General features: G+C 74.6%; 17 protein-coding genes. 9 read left to right on the top strand and 8 right to left on the bottom strand.

The window, feature by feature from the left end:
- Window positions 1-2 precede the first annotated feature (2 nt).
- The 3 genes from HOP40_RS10360 to HOP40_RS10350 are packed head-to-tail and all read left to right on the top strand — an operon-like array spanning window position 3 to window position 2,241.
- Window positions 3-755 carry a DinB family protein gene (locus HOP40_RS10360; RefSeq protein WP_172157094.1) on the top strand — a complete coding sequence of 251 codons (753 nt, stop codon included), beginning with the start codon at window positions 3-5 and terminating at the stop codon, window positions 753-755.
- A gap of 56 nt (window positions 756-811) precedes the next feature.
- A complete protein-coding gene (locus HOP40_RS10355; protein WP_172157092.1) occupies window positions 812-1,927 on the top strand; it encodes a WD40/YVTN/BNR-like repeat-containing protein in 1,116 nt (371 codons plus the stop codon).
- An 11-nt stretch (window positions 1,928-1,938) separates the two neighbouring features.
- Window positions 1,939-2,241 carry a MoaD/ThiS family protein gene (locus HOP40_RS10350; protein ID WP_172157091.1) on the top strand — a complete coding sequence of 101 codons (303 nt, stop codon included), beginning with the start codon at window positions 1,939-1,941 and terminating at the stop codon, window positions 2,239-2,241.
- A gap of 112 nt (window positions 2,242-2,353) precedes the next feature.
- On the opposite strand, the gene HOP40_RS10345 is transcribed toward HOP40_RS10350, so the two are convergent.
- From HOP40_RS10345 to HOP40_RS10320, 6 genes are all read right to left on the bottom strand, one after another.
- Complete coding sequence (locus HOP40_RS10345; RefSeq protein ID WP_172157090.1) at window positions 2,354-4,150, bottom strand: flavin-containing monooxygenase; 1,797 nt, start codon at window positions 4,148-4,150, stop codon at window positions 2,354-2,356.
- Window positions 4,147-5,229, bottom strand: coding sequence for a 2,3-butanediol dehydrogenase (locus HOP40_RS10340; protein ID WP_172157089.1), 1,083 nt, complete (start codon window positions 5,227-5,229; stop codon window positions 4,147-4,149). The genes HOP40_RS10345 and HOP40_RS10340 overlap by 4 nt, the downstream gene beginning before the upstream one ends.
- Before the next feature lie 37 nt (window positions 5,230-5,266).
- Window positions 5,267-6,568, bottom strand: coding sequence for a GAF domain-containing protein (locus tag HOP40_RS10335; RefSeq protein WP_338053055.1), 1,302 nt, complete (start codon window positions 6,566-6,568; stop codon window positions 5,267-5,269).
- Between the two features lie 77 nt (window positions 6,569-6,645).
- A complete protein-coding gene (locus HOP40_RS10330) occupies window positions 6,646-7,437 on the bottom strand; it encodes a hypothetical protein (protein WP_172157088.1) in 792 nt (263 codons plus the stop codon).
- Window positions 7,427-9,172, bottom strand: a complete 1,746-nt coding sequence (locus tag HOP40_RS10325) for a choline/carnitine O-acyltransferase (RefSeq protein ID WP_172157087.1) — start codon at window positions 9,170-9,172, stop codon at window positions 7,427-7,429. Before HOP40_RS10325 ends, HOP40_RS10330 begins: the two co-directional genes overlap by 11 nt.
- A 21-nt stretch (window positions 9,173-9,193) precedes the next feature.
- Window positions 9,194-10,000 (bottom strand): HalD/BesD family halogenase, encoded by an 807-nt coding sequence (locus HOP40_RS10320; protein ID WP_172157086.1) that lies wholly within the window; start codon window positions 9,998-10,000, stop codon window positions 9,194-9,196.
- Between the two features lie 53 nt (window positions 10,001-10,053).
- Here HOP40_RS10320 and HOP40_RS10315 point away from each other — a divergent pair, with 53 nt between their 5' ends.
- Window positions 10,054-10,632 (top strand): NAD-dependent protein deacetylase of SIR2 family, encoded by a 579-nt coding sequence (locus HOP40_RS10315; protein WP_172157085.1) that lies wholly within the window; start codon window positions 10,054-10,056, stop codon window positions 10,630-10,632.
- Here HOP40_RS10315 and HOP40_RS10310 read toward each other — a convergent pair.
- Complete coding sequence (locus HOP40_RS10310; RefSeq protein WP_172157084.1) at window positions 10,604-10,930, bottom strand: cupin domain-containing protein; 327 nt, start codon at window positions 10,928-10,930, stop codon at window positions 10,604-10,606. The genes HOP40_RS10315 and HOP40_RS10310 overlap by 29 nt on opposite strands.
- Before the next feature lie 73 nt (window positions 10,931-11,003).
- Here HOP40_RS10310 and HOP40_RS10305 point away from each other — a divergent pair, with 73 nt between their 5' ends.
- Window positions 11,004-11,594 (top strand): TetR/AcrR family transcriptional regulator, encoded by a 591-nt coding sequence (locus tag HOP40_RS10305; protein WP_172157083.1) that lies wholly within the window; start codon window positions 11,004-11,006, stop codon window positions 11,592-11,594.
- Window positions 11,595-11,616: 22 nt separating this feature from the next.
- On the opposite strand, the gene HOP40_RS10300 is transcribed toward HOP40_RS10305, so the two are convergent.
- Entirely contained in the window at window positions 11,617-12,303 is a 687-nt protein-coding gene (locus tag HOP40_RS10300) for a MerR family transcriptional regulator (protein WP_172157082.1), read from the bottom strand.
- A gap of 142 nt (window positions 12,304-12,445) precedes the next feature.
- Between HOP40_RS10300 and HOP40_RS10295 the strand changes: the two genes are divergently transcribed.
- Genes HOP40_RS10295 through HOP40_RS10280 form a run of 4 tightly spaced genes read left to right on the top strand, consistent with a single transcriptional unit; the run spans window position 12,446 to window position 15,916 of the window.
- Window positions 12,446-13,264 (top strand): SDR family oxidoreductase, encoded by an 819-nt coding sequence (locus tag HOP40_RS10295; RefSeq protein WP_172157081.1) that lies wholly within the window; start codon window positions 12,446-12,448, stop codon window positions 13,262-13,264.
- 52 nt (window positions 13,265-13,316) lie between these two features.
- Window positions 13,317-14,153, top strand: coding sequence for a mycofactocin-coupled SDR family oxidoreductase (locus HOP40_RS10290; RefSeq protein WP_172157080.1), 837 nt, complete (start codon window positions 13,317-13,319; stop codon window positions 14,151-14,153).
- 12 nt (window positions 14,154-14,165) lie between these two features.
- The gene (locus HOP40_RS10285; protein WP_172157079.1) at window positions 14,166-14,978 is read left to right on the top strand and encodes a mycofactocin-coupled SDR family oxidoreductase; all 813 of its coding nucleotides are present in this window, start codon (window positions 14,166-14,168) and stop codon (window positions 14,976-14,978) included.
- Window positions 14,975-15,916, top strand: coding sequence for an AAA family ATPase (locus tag HOP40_RS10280; RefSeq protein ID WP_240157612.1), 942 nt, complete (start codon window positions 14,975-14,977; stop codon window positions 15,914-15,916). Before HOP40_RS10285 ends, HOP40_RS10280 begins: the two co-directional genes overlap by 4 nt.
- Window positions 15,917-16,045: the final 129 nt, after the last annotated feature.

Genomic DNA, 16,045 nt, shown 5'->3' with positions numbered 1-16,045 from the left:
CGGTGGCCGCCGACCAGGACCGCACCGACGCCTTCCGCGGGGCGCGGTTCACCCGTTCCGACCTCGGCGGCGCGGCCTTCCGCGACTCCGACCTGCGCGGCGTCCGCATCAGCGGGTGCTGGGTCGACGGCCTGTCGGTGTCGGGCGTGTACGGGCGCCTGCTCGTCGACGACGTCGACGTCACCGCGTTCGTGACGGCCGAGCTCGACCGCCGCCACCCGGAGCGGGTGCGGGTGCGGGAGGTGCGGACGGTCGAGGAGCACCGCGCCGCGTGGGACGAGCTGACCGGGCTGTGGGCGGGCACCGTCGCCCGGGCCCGTCGGCTCGACGAGGCCGCCCGCCACGAGCGCGTCGACGACGAGTGGTCGGTGACCGAGACGCTGCGCCACCTCGTGTTCGCCACCGACTGCTGGGCCGGCCGGATGGTCCTGGAGCGGCCCGAGCCCTACCACCCGCTCGGACTGCCCCCCACCGACTTCGAGCTCGCGGACGCCGCGACCGCCGGCCTCGATCCGGCGGCGCGGCCCTCGTTCGAGGAGGTGCTGGCGGTGCGGGCCGGGCGGACGGCGCTGGTCACCGACCTGCTCGACCGCCTCACCGACGCCGGGCTCGACCGGGTCTGCGAGGGGTCCCCCTGGCCGGGCGATCCCGACCACCCCCGCCCGGTCCGGGAGTGCCTGCGCGTGATCCTCAACGAGGAGTGCGAGCACCGCCGCTTCGCCGAGCGCGACCTGGCGGCGCTGGAGGCCCGCTGACCGATGAGTCCCGGCCCCGGCGGCCGTCCTACCTCCTATCCAACCGAGGAGGTCGCATGAGCGGGGTACGGGTTCTCGTCGGCACGCGCAAGGGCGCGTTCGTCCTCACCGCGGACGGGGCGCGCCGGGACTGGACGGTGGACGGGCCGTTCTTCCCGGGCTGGGAGATCTACCACGTGGCGGGGTCGCCGGCGGACCCCGACCGCATCTGGGCGTCGCAGTCGGGCGGGTGGTTCGGCCAGCAGATCCAGCGCTCCGACGACGGCGGGCGCACCTGGGACGCCGTCGGCAACGACTTCACCTACGCCGGCGTGCCCGGTACCCACCAGTGGTACGACGGCACGGCGCACCCGTGGGAGTTCGCGCGGGTCTGGCACCTCTCGCCCTCGGCCACCGACCCCGACGTCGTGCTCGCCGGCGTCGAGGACGCGGCGCTGTTCCGCTCGGTCGACGGCGGCCGCACCTGGGACGAGCTGCCCGGCCTGCGCGAGCACGGCTCGGGGCCGCACTGGCAGCCGGGCGCGGGCGGTATGTGCCTGCACACGATCCTGCCCGACCCGCGCGACGCGGAGCGGATGCTGGTCGCCATCTCCGCGGCCGGCGTCTTTCGCACCGAGGACGGCGCGAAGACCTGGCAGGCGGCCAACCGCGGCCTGGTGAGCGAGGGCATCCCCGATCCCGACGCCGAGGTGGGGCACTGCGTGCACAAGCTCGCGCTGCACCCCGACCGGCCCGACACGGTGTACATGCAGAAGCACTGGGACGTCATGCGCAGCGACGACTTCGGTCGCAGCTGGCACGACATCGGCGGCAACCTGCCCACCGACTTCGGGTTCGTCGTCGACGTGCACGCCCACGAGCCCGACACCGTCTTCGTCGTGCCGATCACCAGCGACGCCGAGCACTTCCCGTACGAGGGGAAGCTGCGGGTCTACCGCAGCCGCACCGGCGGGCACGAGTGGGAGCCGCTGACGCGCGGCCTGCCGCAGGAGCACTGCTACGTCGACGTGCTGCGCGACGCCATGGCCGTCGACTCCCTCGACACGTGCGGCGTCTACTTCGGGACGACCGGCGGGCAGGTCTACGCCTCGCCCGACGCCGGGGAGAACTGGGCGCCGATCGTGCGGGACCTGCCGGCGGTGCTGTCGGTGACGGTCCAGACGCTGCCGTGACCGGCGCCGACATGACCGCGATCCGCGTGAAGCTGCCGACCCACCTGCGCCGCCTGGCCCAGGTCGACGGCGAGGTGCGGGTCGAGGTGGCCGAGCCGGCCACCCTCGGCGGCGTGCTCGACGCCCTGGAGTCCGACTACCCGGTGCTGTGCGGGGCGGTGCGCGACCGGACCACCGGGCGTCGCCGGGCGTTCGTGCGGTTCTTCGCCTGCGAGGAGGACCTGTCGCACGCCCCGCCCGGCGACCCGCTGCCCGACGCCGTCCTGCGCGGCACCGAGCCGCTGCTCGTGGTGGGGGCGATGGCGGGGGGCTGAGGCCCGTGCGTGAGCGCCCGGGGGGCCGCGCGAACGGCCCGCTCACCCGACGTGGTCGGGTGAGCGGGCCGTTCGGCCAAGCACCAGGAGGCAGGGACTCCGCGATGCGGGCCTACGAGGTGTGGTGCACCTCCTGCAGCCGGTAGACCGGCGTCGGGATGCCCTCGACGCGGGCCTTGAGCTGCAGCGCGAGGTAGAGCGAGTAGTAGCGGCTCTGGTGCAGGTTGCCGCCGTGCACCCACAGGTTCTCCACGTTGGTGGGCTTCCACATGTTGCGCTGCTCGCCCTCCCACGGGCCCGGGTCCTTCGTCGTGTCCGACCCCAGGCCCCACACCTTGCCGAGCCGGTCGGCCGTCTCCTGCCCGAAGATCCCGGCCGCCGTGCCGTTCATGGAGCCGTACCCGGTGGCCCAGACGACGAGGTCGGCCTCCAGGCGGGTGCCGTCGGCGAGCACGACCTCCTTCTCCGTCAGCTCCGTGACCTGCCCGTGCGCCAGCTTGATGTCGCCGTTGGCGACGAGCTCGGACGCGCCGACGTCGATGTAGTAGCCCGAGCCGCGGCGCAGGTACTTCATGAACAGGCCGGAGTCGTCGTCGCCGAAGTCGAGGCGGAACCCGGCCCTCTCCAGCGCCGCGTAGTACTCGGCGTCGCGCTCGCGGATCGCGTCGTAGGTCGGCTTCTGGAACTGGTGCAGGATCCGGTAGGGCAGCGACGCGAAGATCGTGTCGGCCTTGAACGTGGTGACGCCCGCCGCCAGTGCGCGCTCGGAGTACAGGTCGCCCAGGCCCAGGTCCATCAGCGAGTCCGACCGCACGATGTGGGTCGAGGAGCGCTGCACCATCGTGACGTCGGCACCGGCCTCCCACAGCGCCGCGCAGATGTCGTGCGCGGAGTTGTTGGACCCGACGACGACGGCCTTCTTGCCCTTGTAGGCGTCCGGGCCGGGGTGCTGCGAGCTGTGGTGCTGGTCGCCCTGGAAGACGTCCTGCCCCGGCACCTCGGGGACGTTCGGCTTGCCCGACACCCCCAGCGCGATGACGACGTGCTCCGGCCGCAGCGTCACCTCCTCGCCCGCGCGGTCGACGACGACCTCCCAGGTGTCGCCGCTGCGGGTCGCCGACTTCGCCGTGGTGGAGCCCCAGTAGTTGAGCTCCATGACCTTGGCGTACATCTCCAGCCAGTCTCCGACCTTGTCCTTCGGCGAGAACACCGGCCAGTTCGGCGGGAAGTCGATGTAGGGCAGGTGGTCGTACCAGACCGGGTCGTGCAGGGCGAGGGACTTGTAGCGCTTGCGCCAGGAGTCGCCGGGCCGCTCGTTGCGCTCGACGATGATCGTGGCGACGCCGAGCTGGCGCAGCCGCGCACCGAGCGCGATGCCGCCCTGGCCACCGCCGATGATCACGACGTCGGGCTGGGTCGTGTAGCCCAGCTCGGCCGCCTCCTTCTCCCGGCTCTCCAGCCAGGTGACGCGGTCGGGGTTGGCGCCGTGCTCCGCGCCCATCGGGCGGCGGTCGCGCGCGGGCTCCTCGTGGCCCTTGAGCTCGTCGAGCGTGGTCAGGAACGTGAACGCCTTCCCGTCCGCGGTCAGGCGCAGCAGCCCGCTGCCCCGCCCGACGGCGGTCTCGAACGCGATCCACGCGGTGGTGACGCCGTCGGCCTCCGCGGGCTCCTCCGTCGTGCGGAAGTCGGTGGCGCCGGCGTCGGTGTTCCGGAGCATGTCGGCGACGCCGTCGGGGCCCTCGACGGTCGTGATGTTCCAGCTGAACGCGACGAGGTCGCGCCAGTAGCTCTCGGCGCCGAACAGGGCGGCCGCCGCGTCGGCGTCCCCTGCGGCGAGGGCGGACGAGAACGCGCCGAGCCACTCGTCGACGCGGACGGCGGCGTCGGTGCGGTCGATCGTGGACGTCATGCTGCTCCTTCTCCTGCGGTCATGTCCTTCGGGGAGACGAGGATCTTCACGTTCTCCTCCTTGTTGTCGATCAGCTCCCGGAAGCCCCCGTCGACGAGGGACTCCAGGCCGATGCGGCCGGTGATGAACTGCCCGGCGTCGACCTTCCCGTCGCGCAGCAGCGCGATCGTGTCGGCGTGGTCGCCGCAGTAGGCCAGCGAGCCGACGACGGTGATCTCCGACAGCACCAGGTCGTTCATCGCCACCCGCGGCACGTGGCCCCAGATCGCCACGTTGACGACGGTGCCGCCGGGGCGGACCGAACCGATGGCGGCCGCCAGCACCGGGTCGATGCCGGCGCACTCGAAGGCGACGTCGGCCCCCGCGCCGCCGGTGAGGTCGCGGATCGCGTCGGGGACGTCGGTCTCCGTCGGGTCGAGCACGACGTCGACGCCCGCGCCGCGGGCCTTCGCCTTCCGCGCCGCGGCCGGCTCGACCACGATCACCTCCGCGCCCGCGGCCTTCAGCACCGCGGCCGTGACCAGCCCGATCGGGCCCGATCCGAACACCGCGGCGGTGCCGCCCTCGCGGATCCCGGAGAGCCGGACGGCGTGGTAGCCGACGGCGAGGGGCTCGACGAGCGCGCCGACGTCGGTGGGCAGGTCGCCCAGGGGGTGGACCCAGCGCTGGTCGACGACGCACCGCTCGGCGAACCCGCCGTCGTTCCCGGCCAGCCCCACGAACCCGAGCTTGCGGCAGATGTTGTAGCGCCCGGACGCGCACGCCGAGCACTCGCCGCACACGTAGTACGGCTCGACGGCGACCCGGTCGCCCTCCCGCACCCCGGTGACGCCGGAGCCGACCGCGGAGACCACGCCCGCGAACTCGTGCCCCATCACGACCGGCACCTCGGCACCGGTGATCGGGTGCGGCGAGCCCTTCGCCGGGATGAAGATCGGCCCTTCCAGGAACTCGTGCAGGTCGGTGCCGCAGATCCCGCACCAGTCGACGCTCACCTCGACCTGCCCCGGGCCGACCTGCGGGTCCGGCACCTCGTCGATCCGGATGTCCCCCGGACCGTGGAACCGTGCTGCTCTCATGCGTGGGCCTCTGCCTCCGTCGGCGGTGTGACCCACCTCATCCCGTCGGACGCACGGGGGCAACCGTTGCAGCCGGGTTGCACGCCGCGAGCCGCCGGATCCCCGGCGCCGTCGACGCGGCCAGGACGCCGAGGCCGGGCTCCACCACGACATCGACCTCGGGCGCGATCCGGTAGGGCCGGCCCAGCAGCAGGCCGCCGAGCGTGCGGCGCAGCCGCGACATCTCCGCCCGGACGGTGACGAGGTGCTCGCGGTCGCCGTAGAGCGCGGCCGACAGCGCGCCCGCGTCCATCCCCGCCGCGCCCGCGTCCGCGAGCAGCACGAGGACCTCGGCGTGCCGCGTGGACAGCGGGTGCACCCAGCGGTTGGCGCCGTCGACGGTCGCGCGCGGCGGGCGCCGGGACAGGTCGAGCTCCAGTCGGATCGGGGCCCGCCCCGACCCGTCCGCCCGGTCGACGCGCAGCAGCCAGCCGCCCGGCACGGGCTCCGGGACGCAGACGCCCACGCCGTGGATCGCGATCGGGTGGCCGGAGCGGGGCACGGCGATCCGGTCGACGGCGGGCATCCCGGCGACGGCGGCGACCCAGCCGTGCTCGTCGGCCACCAGCCCGGGCCCGCGCAGGTCGACCAGCAGCGGCGCCGCGACGGTGCGCAGCATCTCCAGCCGGCTCTCGTGCGCCCGCCACAGGCTCGCCTCGGCCAGCTTCACCGCGGTGCCGACGAGCGCGACGGTCGTCGGGTGCACGGTCTCCGCCGGCCCGCTGACGTCGACGACGCCCAGCAGCTCGCCGGTGCGGGGGTCGTGCACCGGGCAGGCGGTGCAGGTCCAGGCGTGGTGGCTGCGGACGAAGTGCTCGGCGGCGAACATCTGCACCGGCGTGGCCTCCGCGATCGCGGTGCCGATCCCGTTGCTGCCGACCACGCCCTCCGACCAGTTCGCGCCCTCGGTGAAGCCCAGCCGGTCGGCGCGGTGGCGCACGGCGGTGGAGCCCTCGCGCCAGAGCAGCACGCCGTCGGCGTCGGTGATGACCATGATGTGCCGGGCGTCCTCGGCCACCGAGGTGAGCGCGGCGCGCAGCTCGGGCAGGACCCGCTGCAGGGGGCTCGCGGCGCGGCGCGCCTCCACCTGGTCGGCGCCCATGAGGTCGGGCGGGTCGCCCAGGTCGGGGTTGACGCCGTGGGCGCGGACGCGCCGCCAGGAGCGCGCCACCATGCCCCGCGGGTCGGCGGGCAGCCGGTCGCCGGAGAGCAGCGCGTCGTGCACGCGCGCGAGCATGCGGGCGTGCCGGGCCACGTCGACGCCCGATCCGACCGCGCAGACGCCTTCGTCCACGGCCACCTCCCGGCTCCCGCTCCTGGCGAGGACCCTAGCCGCCGGAAGGCGCTCGCGGTGGCGTCCGCGGGGCCGGGAACGGGTCAGGCGGGGCGGCTGAGGAAGGCCTCCGCGTGGAACCAGCCGTCGCCCTCGCGGCCGGCCGGGTCCAGCCCCAGCAGCCGCAGGTCGTGCAGCGCGGCCGTGGCCTCCGCGTCGTCGGCGAAGCGGCGCTGGCGGTGGGTCCCGGGCAGCTTCTCGGTGACGAGCCCGTGCCCCGCGAGCGCGCGGGCCACGTCGTCGTAGGGGAAGACGCGCAGGACGAACGCGAGCACCCAGGCGTCGGGGGCGTGGGTGAGGATCCGGTCGAACGTCGCCGGGCCGACGTAGCCCACGCCGCCCGTGCACAGGACGAGCGAGACCTCCCCCAGCGCCGCGGCCAGCGACGGCGACGGGTCGGCCGCCTCCAGGTCCTCCGCCCACCCGGCGGCCAGCACGCCGGTGGCGAGGGCGTAGTCGATCGCGGGCCGCGAGGCGTCGAGCCCGAGGACCCGCCGCTCCGGCGCGCGCCGCCGGGCGGCGAAGAACTCGCGGTCCTGCGCGACCACCTCCTCGGGCGTGAGCCCGGCCCGCGCGGGGTCGGCGGCGTGCGCGCCGAGCGCGTCGTGGTCGACGTCGTGGCGCAGGAGGGTGGCGTTGATGCCGTAGGAGCAGCAGACGTCGAGCACCGTGCCCGGGTGCCGCTCCAGCAGCGACTCGACGACCGGCAGCGCGTGCCCGGGCACCTGGTACTCCAGCGGGATCAGCGCCGTGAAGTACGCGCGCGGGTCGGGCCGGTCGTAGATCGAGGAGAAGTCGGCCTTGCGCTCGCCGGTGAGCGCGCCGTCATCGGCCATCGGTCAGCAGCTCCTCCAGCTCCCGGACCACCGCGGGCAGCTCGCGCGCGAACACCTCCATCTGCTCGGCGACGCTGGCCGGCGTGCTGAGGTAGAGGTCGAAGCGGTCGGGCATCATCGCGTAGCCGACGCCGATGCACTTCTCGCTGGTCGACCCGAAGCCGAAGTACCGGATCAGCGGCGACGGGACGGCGCTGGTGCTGAGGTGGTCGTCGCGGACGATCCGCCAGGCCGGGGAGTCGAACAGCGCCATCGGCTGGCCGCCGCCCTGGCGCTTCTGGCGCAGCTGCAGCTCCCAGAGGTGCTGCTCGGGGGCGAGGCCCGCCTGGCACTCCTTCGCCCGGGCCACGTGCGCCTCCGCGGCGGCGCGGAAGGCGGCGCGGCGGGCGTCGAGGTCGGGCTGGTCCATCGCCTCGACGAACGCCACCACCTCCGGGGTGACGACCCGCATCGCCTCGGTGCGCCCGTGCCGGAACGCGCGGGTGGCGATCGACTCGTAGGTGGCGCCGACGTGCCCCTTCGCGCGCCGGTGCGCGAGCTGGAACGCCATCTGCGCGAACGCGTCGGGCGAGCACTTGAGGGCCTTGGCGCGCTCGGCGTCGAAGTCGAGCGAGAGCGTCCGGGTGGCCGTGGCGGCGGCGTACTCGGCGAACGCGGTGCGGGCGTCGACGACGTCGGCGCGCAGGGCGTCGTCGAGCGCGAAGTCGAGCCGGCGCACGGCGGGCACGGCGTCGCCGCCGGTGGTGGGCGCGGCGGTGAGGATCTCGTCGAGGAAGGCGACGATCGTGGTGCCGTCGAGGTTGCAGTGCTCGCCGTTGATGCCGGCGCGCCCGTCGGCGAACACGACGAGCGAGACGGCCTTGTCGAACCAGCGGTTCGCGGCGTCGCCGTGCAGGAGCCGGTCGGACGCGGCGAGCGCGTCGTCGGGGGCGTCGTCCTCGAGCACGACGCAGAACAGCGCCCGCTCGATCTCGTCGAGGACGTCGGCGTTGCCGGCGTCGAGCAGCGCGGCCCGGCTCGCGGCCCACTCCGCGCGGGCCTTCGACGTCAGCGCGCCGACGCCGTCACCGGGCGCCTCCTGCGCCACCAGGCGCAGCCCGGCCGCGATCTCCTCGGCGGTGTACGGGCGGCCGTCGGGGTCGATGACGTCCAGGCGCACCGCCGCGCCGCGGTGCAGGACCACGACGTGCCGCTCGCGCGACGGGCCGGGCCACTCGTCGCTGTAGGGGTTGCGGGAGGTGTCGCGGGGGTCGCCGGGGATGCGGGTGGCGGAGAACAGGAAGCGGAACTGGTGCATCGACAGCGGGCGCCCGCGCTGCTGCGCGACCGGCAGCGACTCGTCGTCGATCCGCGCCTTGAACGCCACCGCCGCGGCGGTGAGCTGCGCGGCGCGCTCGATCTGCCCGAGCCGTTCGCCCCACGGGCCCGCGTCCTGGAACAGGAAGAAGAAGTTGGCGTTGAGCGCGATGCGGTCGCGGCGGCCGAGGTAGCGGTCGCGCCAGAAGTCGTCGAGCCAGCTGGCGACGTCGGGACGCGCGTCGTGGGCGACGAGGTCGGCGTGCAGGGCGTGCGCGGGCGAGTCCGGGGCCAGCAGCGCGGCGACGGCGGCCGCGGTGGCGGCGCGCTCCTGCTCGCTCAGCAGCGGGGCGCTCCACGCGAGGAACCGCTCGGCGGTCTCCTCCAGCGGCGGCAGGGGGACCCGGGGCAGCTGGTCCTCGTGGGCGAAGGTCGGCACGTCGTCGTCCTCGGTCTTTCCTCAGTCCATGAGCCGGTCGACCCGCACCCGGGCCTCCGCCGCGCGGTGCGCGGGCGTGACCCGGCCGAACAGCTGGCGGGTCCGGGCGACCGTACCGACCACGCCCGGCCGCTCGCTGTAGGCGAAGATCGCGGAGTGGCGCGCCGTGGCGCCCGTCACGGGCGTGACGCGGTGCAGCGAGTACCGGCCGGCGAACAGCTGGAGGTCGCCCGGGCGCAGGGCGAGGCGCCGCGACGGGAAGCGGCCCTCCAGCGCCGCGCGGACGTCGTCGACGTTCTCCGCGCCGGCCGTGCGGATGTTCGGGCAGTACTCGAACACGCCGCCGTCGTCGGGCTCCTGCGTCAGCAGGCTGACGGTGAACTCGTTGGTGTCGAAGTGCCACGGGTGGCCGCGCCCGGGCGTCACGACGTTGAGGACCAGGCCCGAGAGCGGGTCGGCGAGCGGGTGCACCCGCTCCAGGCCGAAGCAGTCGGCGACGAACCGGAGGAACGCCGGATCGGTGTAGAGCCGCTCCAGGACCGACCCGGCGGGCAGGGCGTCGCGGGCCACGAAGGCGTTGCCGCGCTCGGTCGTGCGGTGCGCGGGGTGGCCGGGCGGGAGCGACGGGTCGGGCGCGGTGTTGTAGACGTTGACGGTCTCGACGTCGTAGTACGCGTGCGGTGCGGCGGCCACCCCCTCGGCGCGCAGCGCGTCGCGGAGCTCCGGGCCCGCGAAGTCGGGCACCACCGAGCACCCGTCGGTCGCGAGGTCGCGGCGCACCCGCGCGACCAGGGTGGCGGTGTCGACCGCGTCGTCGATCAGCAGCATGCACGCATCCAAACCCGGCGACGGCGGCCCGGTCGAGGGGGTAGGAAGCGCGGGTGCGCGAGATCGCCTGCGACGAGTCGGGGTACGAGGGGGTCCGGCTCGTCGGCGGCGTGACCGACGTCTTCGCGCACGCCGGGGTGGGCCTCGCGCCCGCCGCGGCGGCCGGGTGCGTCGCCGAGCTGCGGCGGCGCATCCGCTCGCCCGCCGAGGAGTACAAGGCCAACCACCTGCTGCGCGGCAAGCACCGGGACACCCTGCTGTGGCTGTTCGGCCCGGCGGGGCCGGTGCTCGGGCACGCCCACGTGCACCTGGTCGACAAGACAGCCCTGGCGCGGTCGGGGGCCGATCCGGACCTGCTCGTGCCGGCGCTGCGGGCCGTCGTCGCGGTGTGGGGCGCCGACGTCGTGATCGTCCACGACCGGCAGGTCGCGCTGACGCCCGGGAGGCTCGCCCGCGTGCCGTGCCCGGTCCGCTTCGTCGCGGCCTCGGCCGACGCCCGGGTGCAGGTGGCCGACTTCCTCGCCGGGGTGGCGCGGCGGGCGGCGTCCGAGGCGCTGGCGGGGCGGCCCGACCCGGAGCTCGCCGCCGTGCTGCTCCCCTACGTCAGCGCGACGTCGGACGCGCTTCTTTGAGCTCGACGAACAGCGCGTGCGACGGGCCGTCGCCGATGTTCTCCCCGGAGTGGGTGTGGGCGTCGACCCAGCCGGCCTCGTGCGCCGTCTTCTCCACCTCGAACGTCCGGCCGCCGACGCTCAGCCGTCGCCGGAAGGTGGCCAGCGGGATGATCACCATGTCGGGGTGGGAGTGCTCGCACGTGCGGTCCCCGGGGCCGTCGCGGTACTCCAGCACGCGCACGCGCTCGTTCTCGAAGACCACGGAGTAGAGCTCCGGGTCGGTGACCACCGGGTCGGTGCTGACGGCAGTGCTCATGGGGGTGCTCCTCTGCCTCGCGCCTTCGTGGTACTTGAGTACCACGAAGGACAGTAGGGTACCGTGAACGGTGATGGCAATCCCCTACGAGCAGTCCGGACGCCGCAGCCAGAAGGCCCGCACCCGCTCCGCGCTGGTCGACGCCGCCCGGGCGCTGCTCGCCGACGGCACGACGCCGACCGTCGAGGAGGCCGCGCAGGCGGCGGACGTCTCGCGCACCACGGCCTACCGCTACTTCCCCAACCAGCGCGCGCTCGTCGCCGCCGCGCACCCGGAGATCGACCGCGCGTCCCTGCTGCCCGACGACGCCCCGGACGACCCGGAGAAGCGCCTCGACCTCGTCCTCGAGGCCACCGGCCGGATCGTCCTGGACTGGGAGCCGCAGCTGCGTGCCGGCCTGCGCCTGTCGCTCGAGCCGGGAGCCGACCCCACGGGCCCGGTCCTGCGGCGCGGCCGGGTGATCGGCTGGATCCTCGACGCGCTGGCCCCGCTCGCGGAGTCCCGTCCCGACGTCGACCTCACGCGCACCGCCGTCGCCGTCCGGTCCGCCACCGGGATCGAGGCGTTCGTGTGGCTGGTCGACGTCGCGGGACTGGAGCGCGAGGACGCGGTGGGGCTGATGCACGACAACGGCCGGGCCATCGTGCGGGCGGCGCTGGCCTGAGGGACGGTCCGTGCGCCGCCGGTCAGCTCCCCGCCGCCACCGCGGCGATCCGCGCGAGCCGCCGCTCCAGGTCGGCGACGCGGAGCTGCGCCGCCACCAGGGAGGCGACGATCCGGCCGAACGCCTCGACGATCCGCAGCTCGGCCGGCGGCAGGCCGCGCTCGGACCGGGTGACGACGAACAGGGCGCCGACGGACCGCTCGTCGTCGGCGCACAGCGGCACCGCCACGGCGTGCCCGGTGGAGCGGGGCTCGGGGAACGCGGCGTCCGCCGGGTCGAACAGGCGGTACCGGCGGTTGGCGTGCGCCCGGACCAGCTCCTCGGGCGCGGGCGCGTCGGCGAGCCGCTCGGCCAGCCACCGCGGCACGCCGAACGCACCGCCGAACCGCAGCAGGCCCTCGTCGCCGGCCAGGTAGACCCCGGCGGCGTCGGCCTCCAGCGCCTGCACGAGCGGCCGCATCGCGGCCCGGACGGCGGGCCCGAGGTGCACGGCGTCCGGCGCCGCCGCAGCGAGCGGGGGCGGGGCGGGGGTGTGGGTGCGCCCCAGGAAGCGGTCGAGGTCGGCGGGGTCGTAGCGGCGGTGCCCGCCCGGCGTGCGGACCGGCACGAGCAGCCCGGACTCCTCCGCGGCGAGCAGCGTCGTGCGGCACATCCTGAGCGCGCGGGCGGCCTCCCCCACCGTCAGCAGGCGGGGCCGGGGCACCGTCATCGACCGCCTCGATTCGCACGGATCCGTTCGGCAACGACTTGGGGCCGTCCCCCCATCGTGTTACACCTCACCCGGGGATCGGACAAGGGCGGCGAAGAACCGCACGCGGAGAAACGATTCCGGACGGATCGGGGTGGTGATCGTGGCGGGGACGGGGCTCGTCGACCTCTCCGGGCAGGTCGCGCTGGTCACCGGCGCGGGCCGCGGCCAGGGCCGCTCGCACGCGCTCGCCCTCGCCGGGGCCGGGGCCGACGTCGCCGTCCTCGACGTCTGCCGCGACCTCGACGTGCCCGCCTACCCGCTGGCCACCCGCGCCGACCTCGACGCGGTGGCCGCCGAGGTCCGCGCCTGCGGGCGGCGCGCGCTCCCGCTCGTGGCCGACGTGCGCGACCCCGCCTCCGTCGAGGCCGCCGTCGCCGCGGTGGAGTCCACGCTCGGGCGGCTCGACGTGCTGGTCAACAACGCCGCCGTCGTCACCAGCGCACCGTTCTGGGAGCTGTCGGAGCAGCAGTGGGGCGCGGTCGTCGACACCAACCTGTCCGGCGTCTGGCGCACCACGAAGGCCGCGTCGGCCCTGCTGCGCCGCTCCCCCCGCGGCCGCGTCGTGCACATCGGCTCCACCGGCGGGGTGCGCGCCGTCCCCGAGTTCGCGCACTACGTCGCGGCCAAGCACGGCGTCGTCGGGCTGACGCGGGCGATGGCGATCGAGCTGGCCGCCGACGGCGTGACGGTCAACGCGATCCTGCCCGGCGCCGTCGACTCGCCGATGCTCGCCGGCCTCGCCGACGAGCTGGGCCTCACCCCCGACGACGTCCACAAGCGCTGGCTGCACGACCAGCTGCTCATGCAGGTCATCACGCCCGACGAGGTCACCGGCGCGCTGATGTGGCTGCTCAGCGACTCGGCCCGGCACGTCACGGGCCACTGCCTGGCCGTGGACGGGGGCGCGCTCGCCCGCTGACGGCCGAACCACCTGGCGTTCGAGTCCGACCACCGACGTTCGAGGAGGAGCGATGGGGAAGTTCGACGGCAAGGTCGTCCTGATCACCGGAGGGGCCCGCGGTCAGGGCCGCTCGCACGCAGTGGCGTTCGCCCGCGAGGGGGCCGACATCGCGTTCTGCGACATCGCGGCGCAGCTCGACTCGGTCCCGTACCCGATGGCGCGGCCCGAGGACCTCGACGAGACCGTCAAGCTGGTGGAGGAGCTGGACCGGCGCTGCGTCGCCGTCACCGCCGACGTGCGCGACCCCGGCCAGGTGCAGGGGTTCGTCGACCGGGCGCTCACGGAGCTCGGGCGCGTCGACGTCCTGCTGGCCAACGCGGGCGTCTTCACGTTCTCGACCATCGCGGAGATGAGCGACGACGTCTGGCGGGAGATGATCGACGTCAACCTCACCGGCGTCTTCCACGCGATGCGCGCGGTGCTGCCGGCGATGATCGAGCAGGGCTCGGGCCGCATCATCGCGACGTCCTCGACGGCCGGGAAGATGGGGTTCCCGAACGTCGGCCACTACGCCGCGACGAAGTGGGGCGTGATCGGGCTCGTGAAGTCGCTCGCGCAGGAGGTGGGCGGCAACGGCATCACCGTGAACGCGGTCTGCCCGACCGGCGTCGACACCACCATGATCCAGAACGAGGCGGCGTACCGGCTCTTCCTGCCCGACCTGGAGAACCCGACCCGCGACGACGCCGCCCCGGCCTTCCAGACGCTGAACGCGATCCCGGTGCCGTGGATCGAACCGGTCGACATCTCCAACGCGATGCTGTTCCTGGCCTCCGACGAGGCCCGGTACATCACCGGCGAGACCCTCGCGGTGGCGGCGGGCGCCACCGCGACCAACGCGGGCTGACGGGAGCGGATCATGGCTGGACGACTGGAGGGCAAGGTCGCGCTCGTCTCGGGGGCGGCGCGGGGGCAGGGCCGGTCGCACGCGGTGCGGCTGGCGCAGGAGGGCGCGGACGTCATCGCGTTCGACGTCTGCCGGCAGCTCGGATCGGTGCACTACCCGCTGGCGAGCCCGGAGGACCTCGCGGAGACCGTGCGCCAGGTCGAGGAGCTCGACCGGCGCATCGTGGCCCGCGAGGCCGACGTGCGGGACACGGCGGCGCTGCAGGCCCTCGTCGACGAGGGCGTCAGCCAGTTCGGCCGCCTCGACATCGTGTGCGGCAACGCCGGCATCGCCGGGTTCACCACGAACACGTGGTCGCTCACCGACGAGGAGTGGGAGGAGATGATCGGGGTCAACCTGACCGGGGTCTTCAAGACCGTCCGGGCGGCGGTCCCCGCGATGATCGAGGCGGGCAACGGCGGTTCGATCGTCCTCACCAGCTCCACGGCCGGGATCAAGGGCATGGCGCGCACCGCGCACTACGTCGCCGCCAAGCACGGCGTCGTCGGGCTGATGCGGGCGCTGGGCAACGAGCTGGCCCCGTACTCGATCCGCGTCAACACCGTGCACCCCACGGGGGTGAACACGCCGATGATCACCAATGACTACATCGGCGGCATGATCGCGGCGGACCCGGAGTTCGGCGCGAACCTGCAGAACGCGCTGCCGGTGGAGATGGTCGAGCCCGTGGACATCTCGAACGCGATCGTCTGGCTGTGCTCCGACGAGGCGCGCTACGTCACCGGCGTGTCGCTGCCCGTCGACGCGGGGTTCCTGCAGAAGTGACCACGACCCGCCCGTCCGCGCCGGGCCCCCGCTCCACCGGGGCCCGGCGCGACGACATCGCCCGCTCCGTCGTCGGCCGCCGTCGGGAGCTCGACCTCGTGCTCGCGGCCGTGTCGGCGGGCCGCGACATCATGCTGGAGGGCCCGCCGGGCACGTCGAAGTCGACGATGCTGCGGGCCATCACCGCCAACTGGGGCGTGCCGTTCGTGCTGGTCGAGGGCAACGCCGAGCTGACGCCCGCCCGGCTGGTCGGCCACCACAACCCTGCCCGCGTGCTGCGCGAGGACTACTCGCCCGACAACTTCGTCCCCGGCCCGCTGGTCGAGTCCATGCAGTCCGGCGGGTTCCTCTACATCGAGGAGCTCAACCGCGCCCCCGAGGACACCCTCAACGTGCTGCTCGCCGCGATGGCCGAGCGCGAGGTCGCGGTCCCGCGGGTCGGGCTGATCACGGCCCTGCCCACGTTCCGGGTGCTGGCGTCGATGAACCCGTTCGACGACGTGGGCACCGCCCGCATCTCCGACTCGGTCTACGACCGCTGGTGCCGCCTCGCGATCGGCTACCAGGACGGGGCCGAGGAGGCCGACATCGTCGCCGTGCGCACCGGCAGCGTCGACGCCGCGCTGGTGGCCGACGCCGTGGCGCTCACGCGGGCCACCCGCTCGCACCCCGACCTGCGCCGCGGCTCGTCGGTGCGCGGCGCGATCGACCTGGCCGCGATCGCCGTCGAGCTGGAGGGCCTGGGCAGCTACGACGGCGACCGGCCCCGGCGGATCCTCGACGCCGCGCTGCTCGCGCTGTCGGCGCGGATCGGCGTCGACGAGGCGGCCGACACCACCCCGGAGGCGGTGATCACCCAGATCTGGGAGGACCATTTTTTCTCGCGCCCCGGCGGGCCGCGCCGGGACCCCACCGCCTCGACGTCGACAACGCCGTAGAGCTGCCCGCCGCCGGCGGTGCGCCCCGCGGCCTGCAGCCGCTGCGGCGGCGCCCCAAGCAGCTGGCGCAGGCCCCGGAGCTGTTCCGCTCCGGCACCGGCCCGCCCCTGGTCGTCGACCTCACCGGCG

Origin of the sequence: Pseudonocardia broussonetiae (genome assembly GCF_013155125.1) — a bacterium.
GTDB classification, from domain to species: domain Bacteria; phylum Actinomycetota; class Actinomycetes; order Mycobacteriales; family Pseudonocardiaceae; genus Pseudonocardia; species Pseudonocardia broussonetiae.
This window is presented reverse-complemented; position numbering and strand designations above follow the sequence as displayed.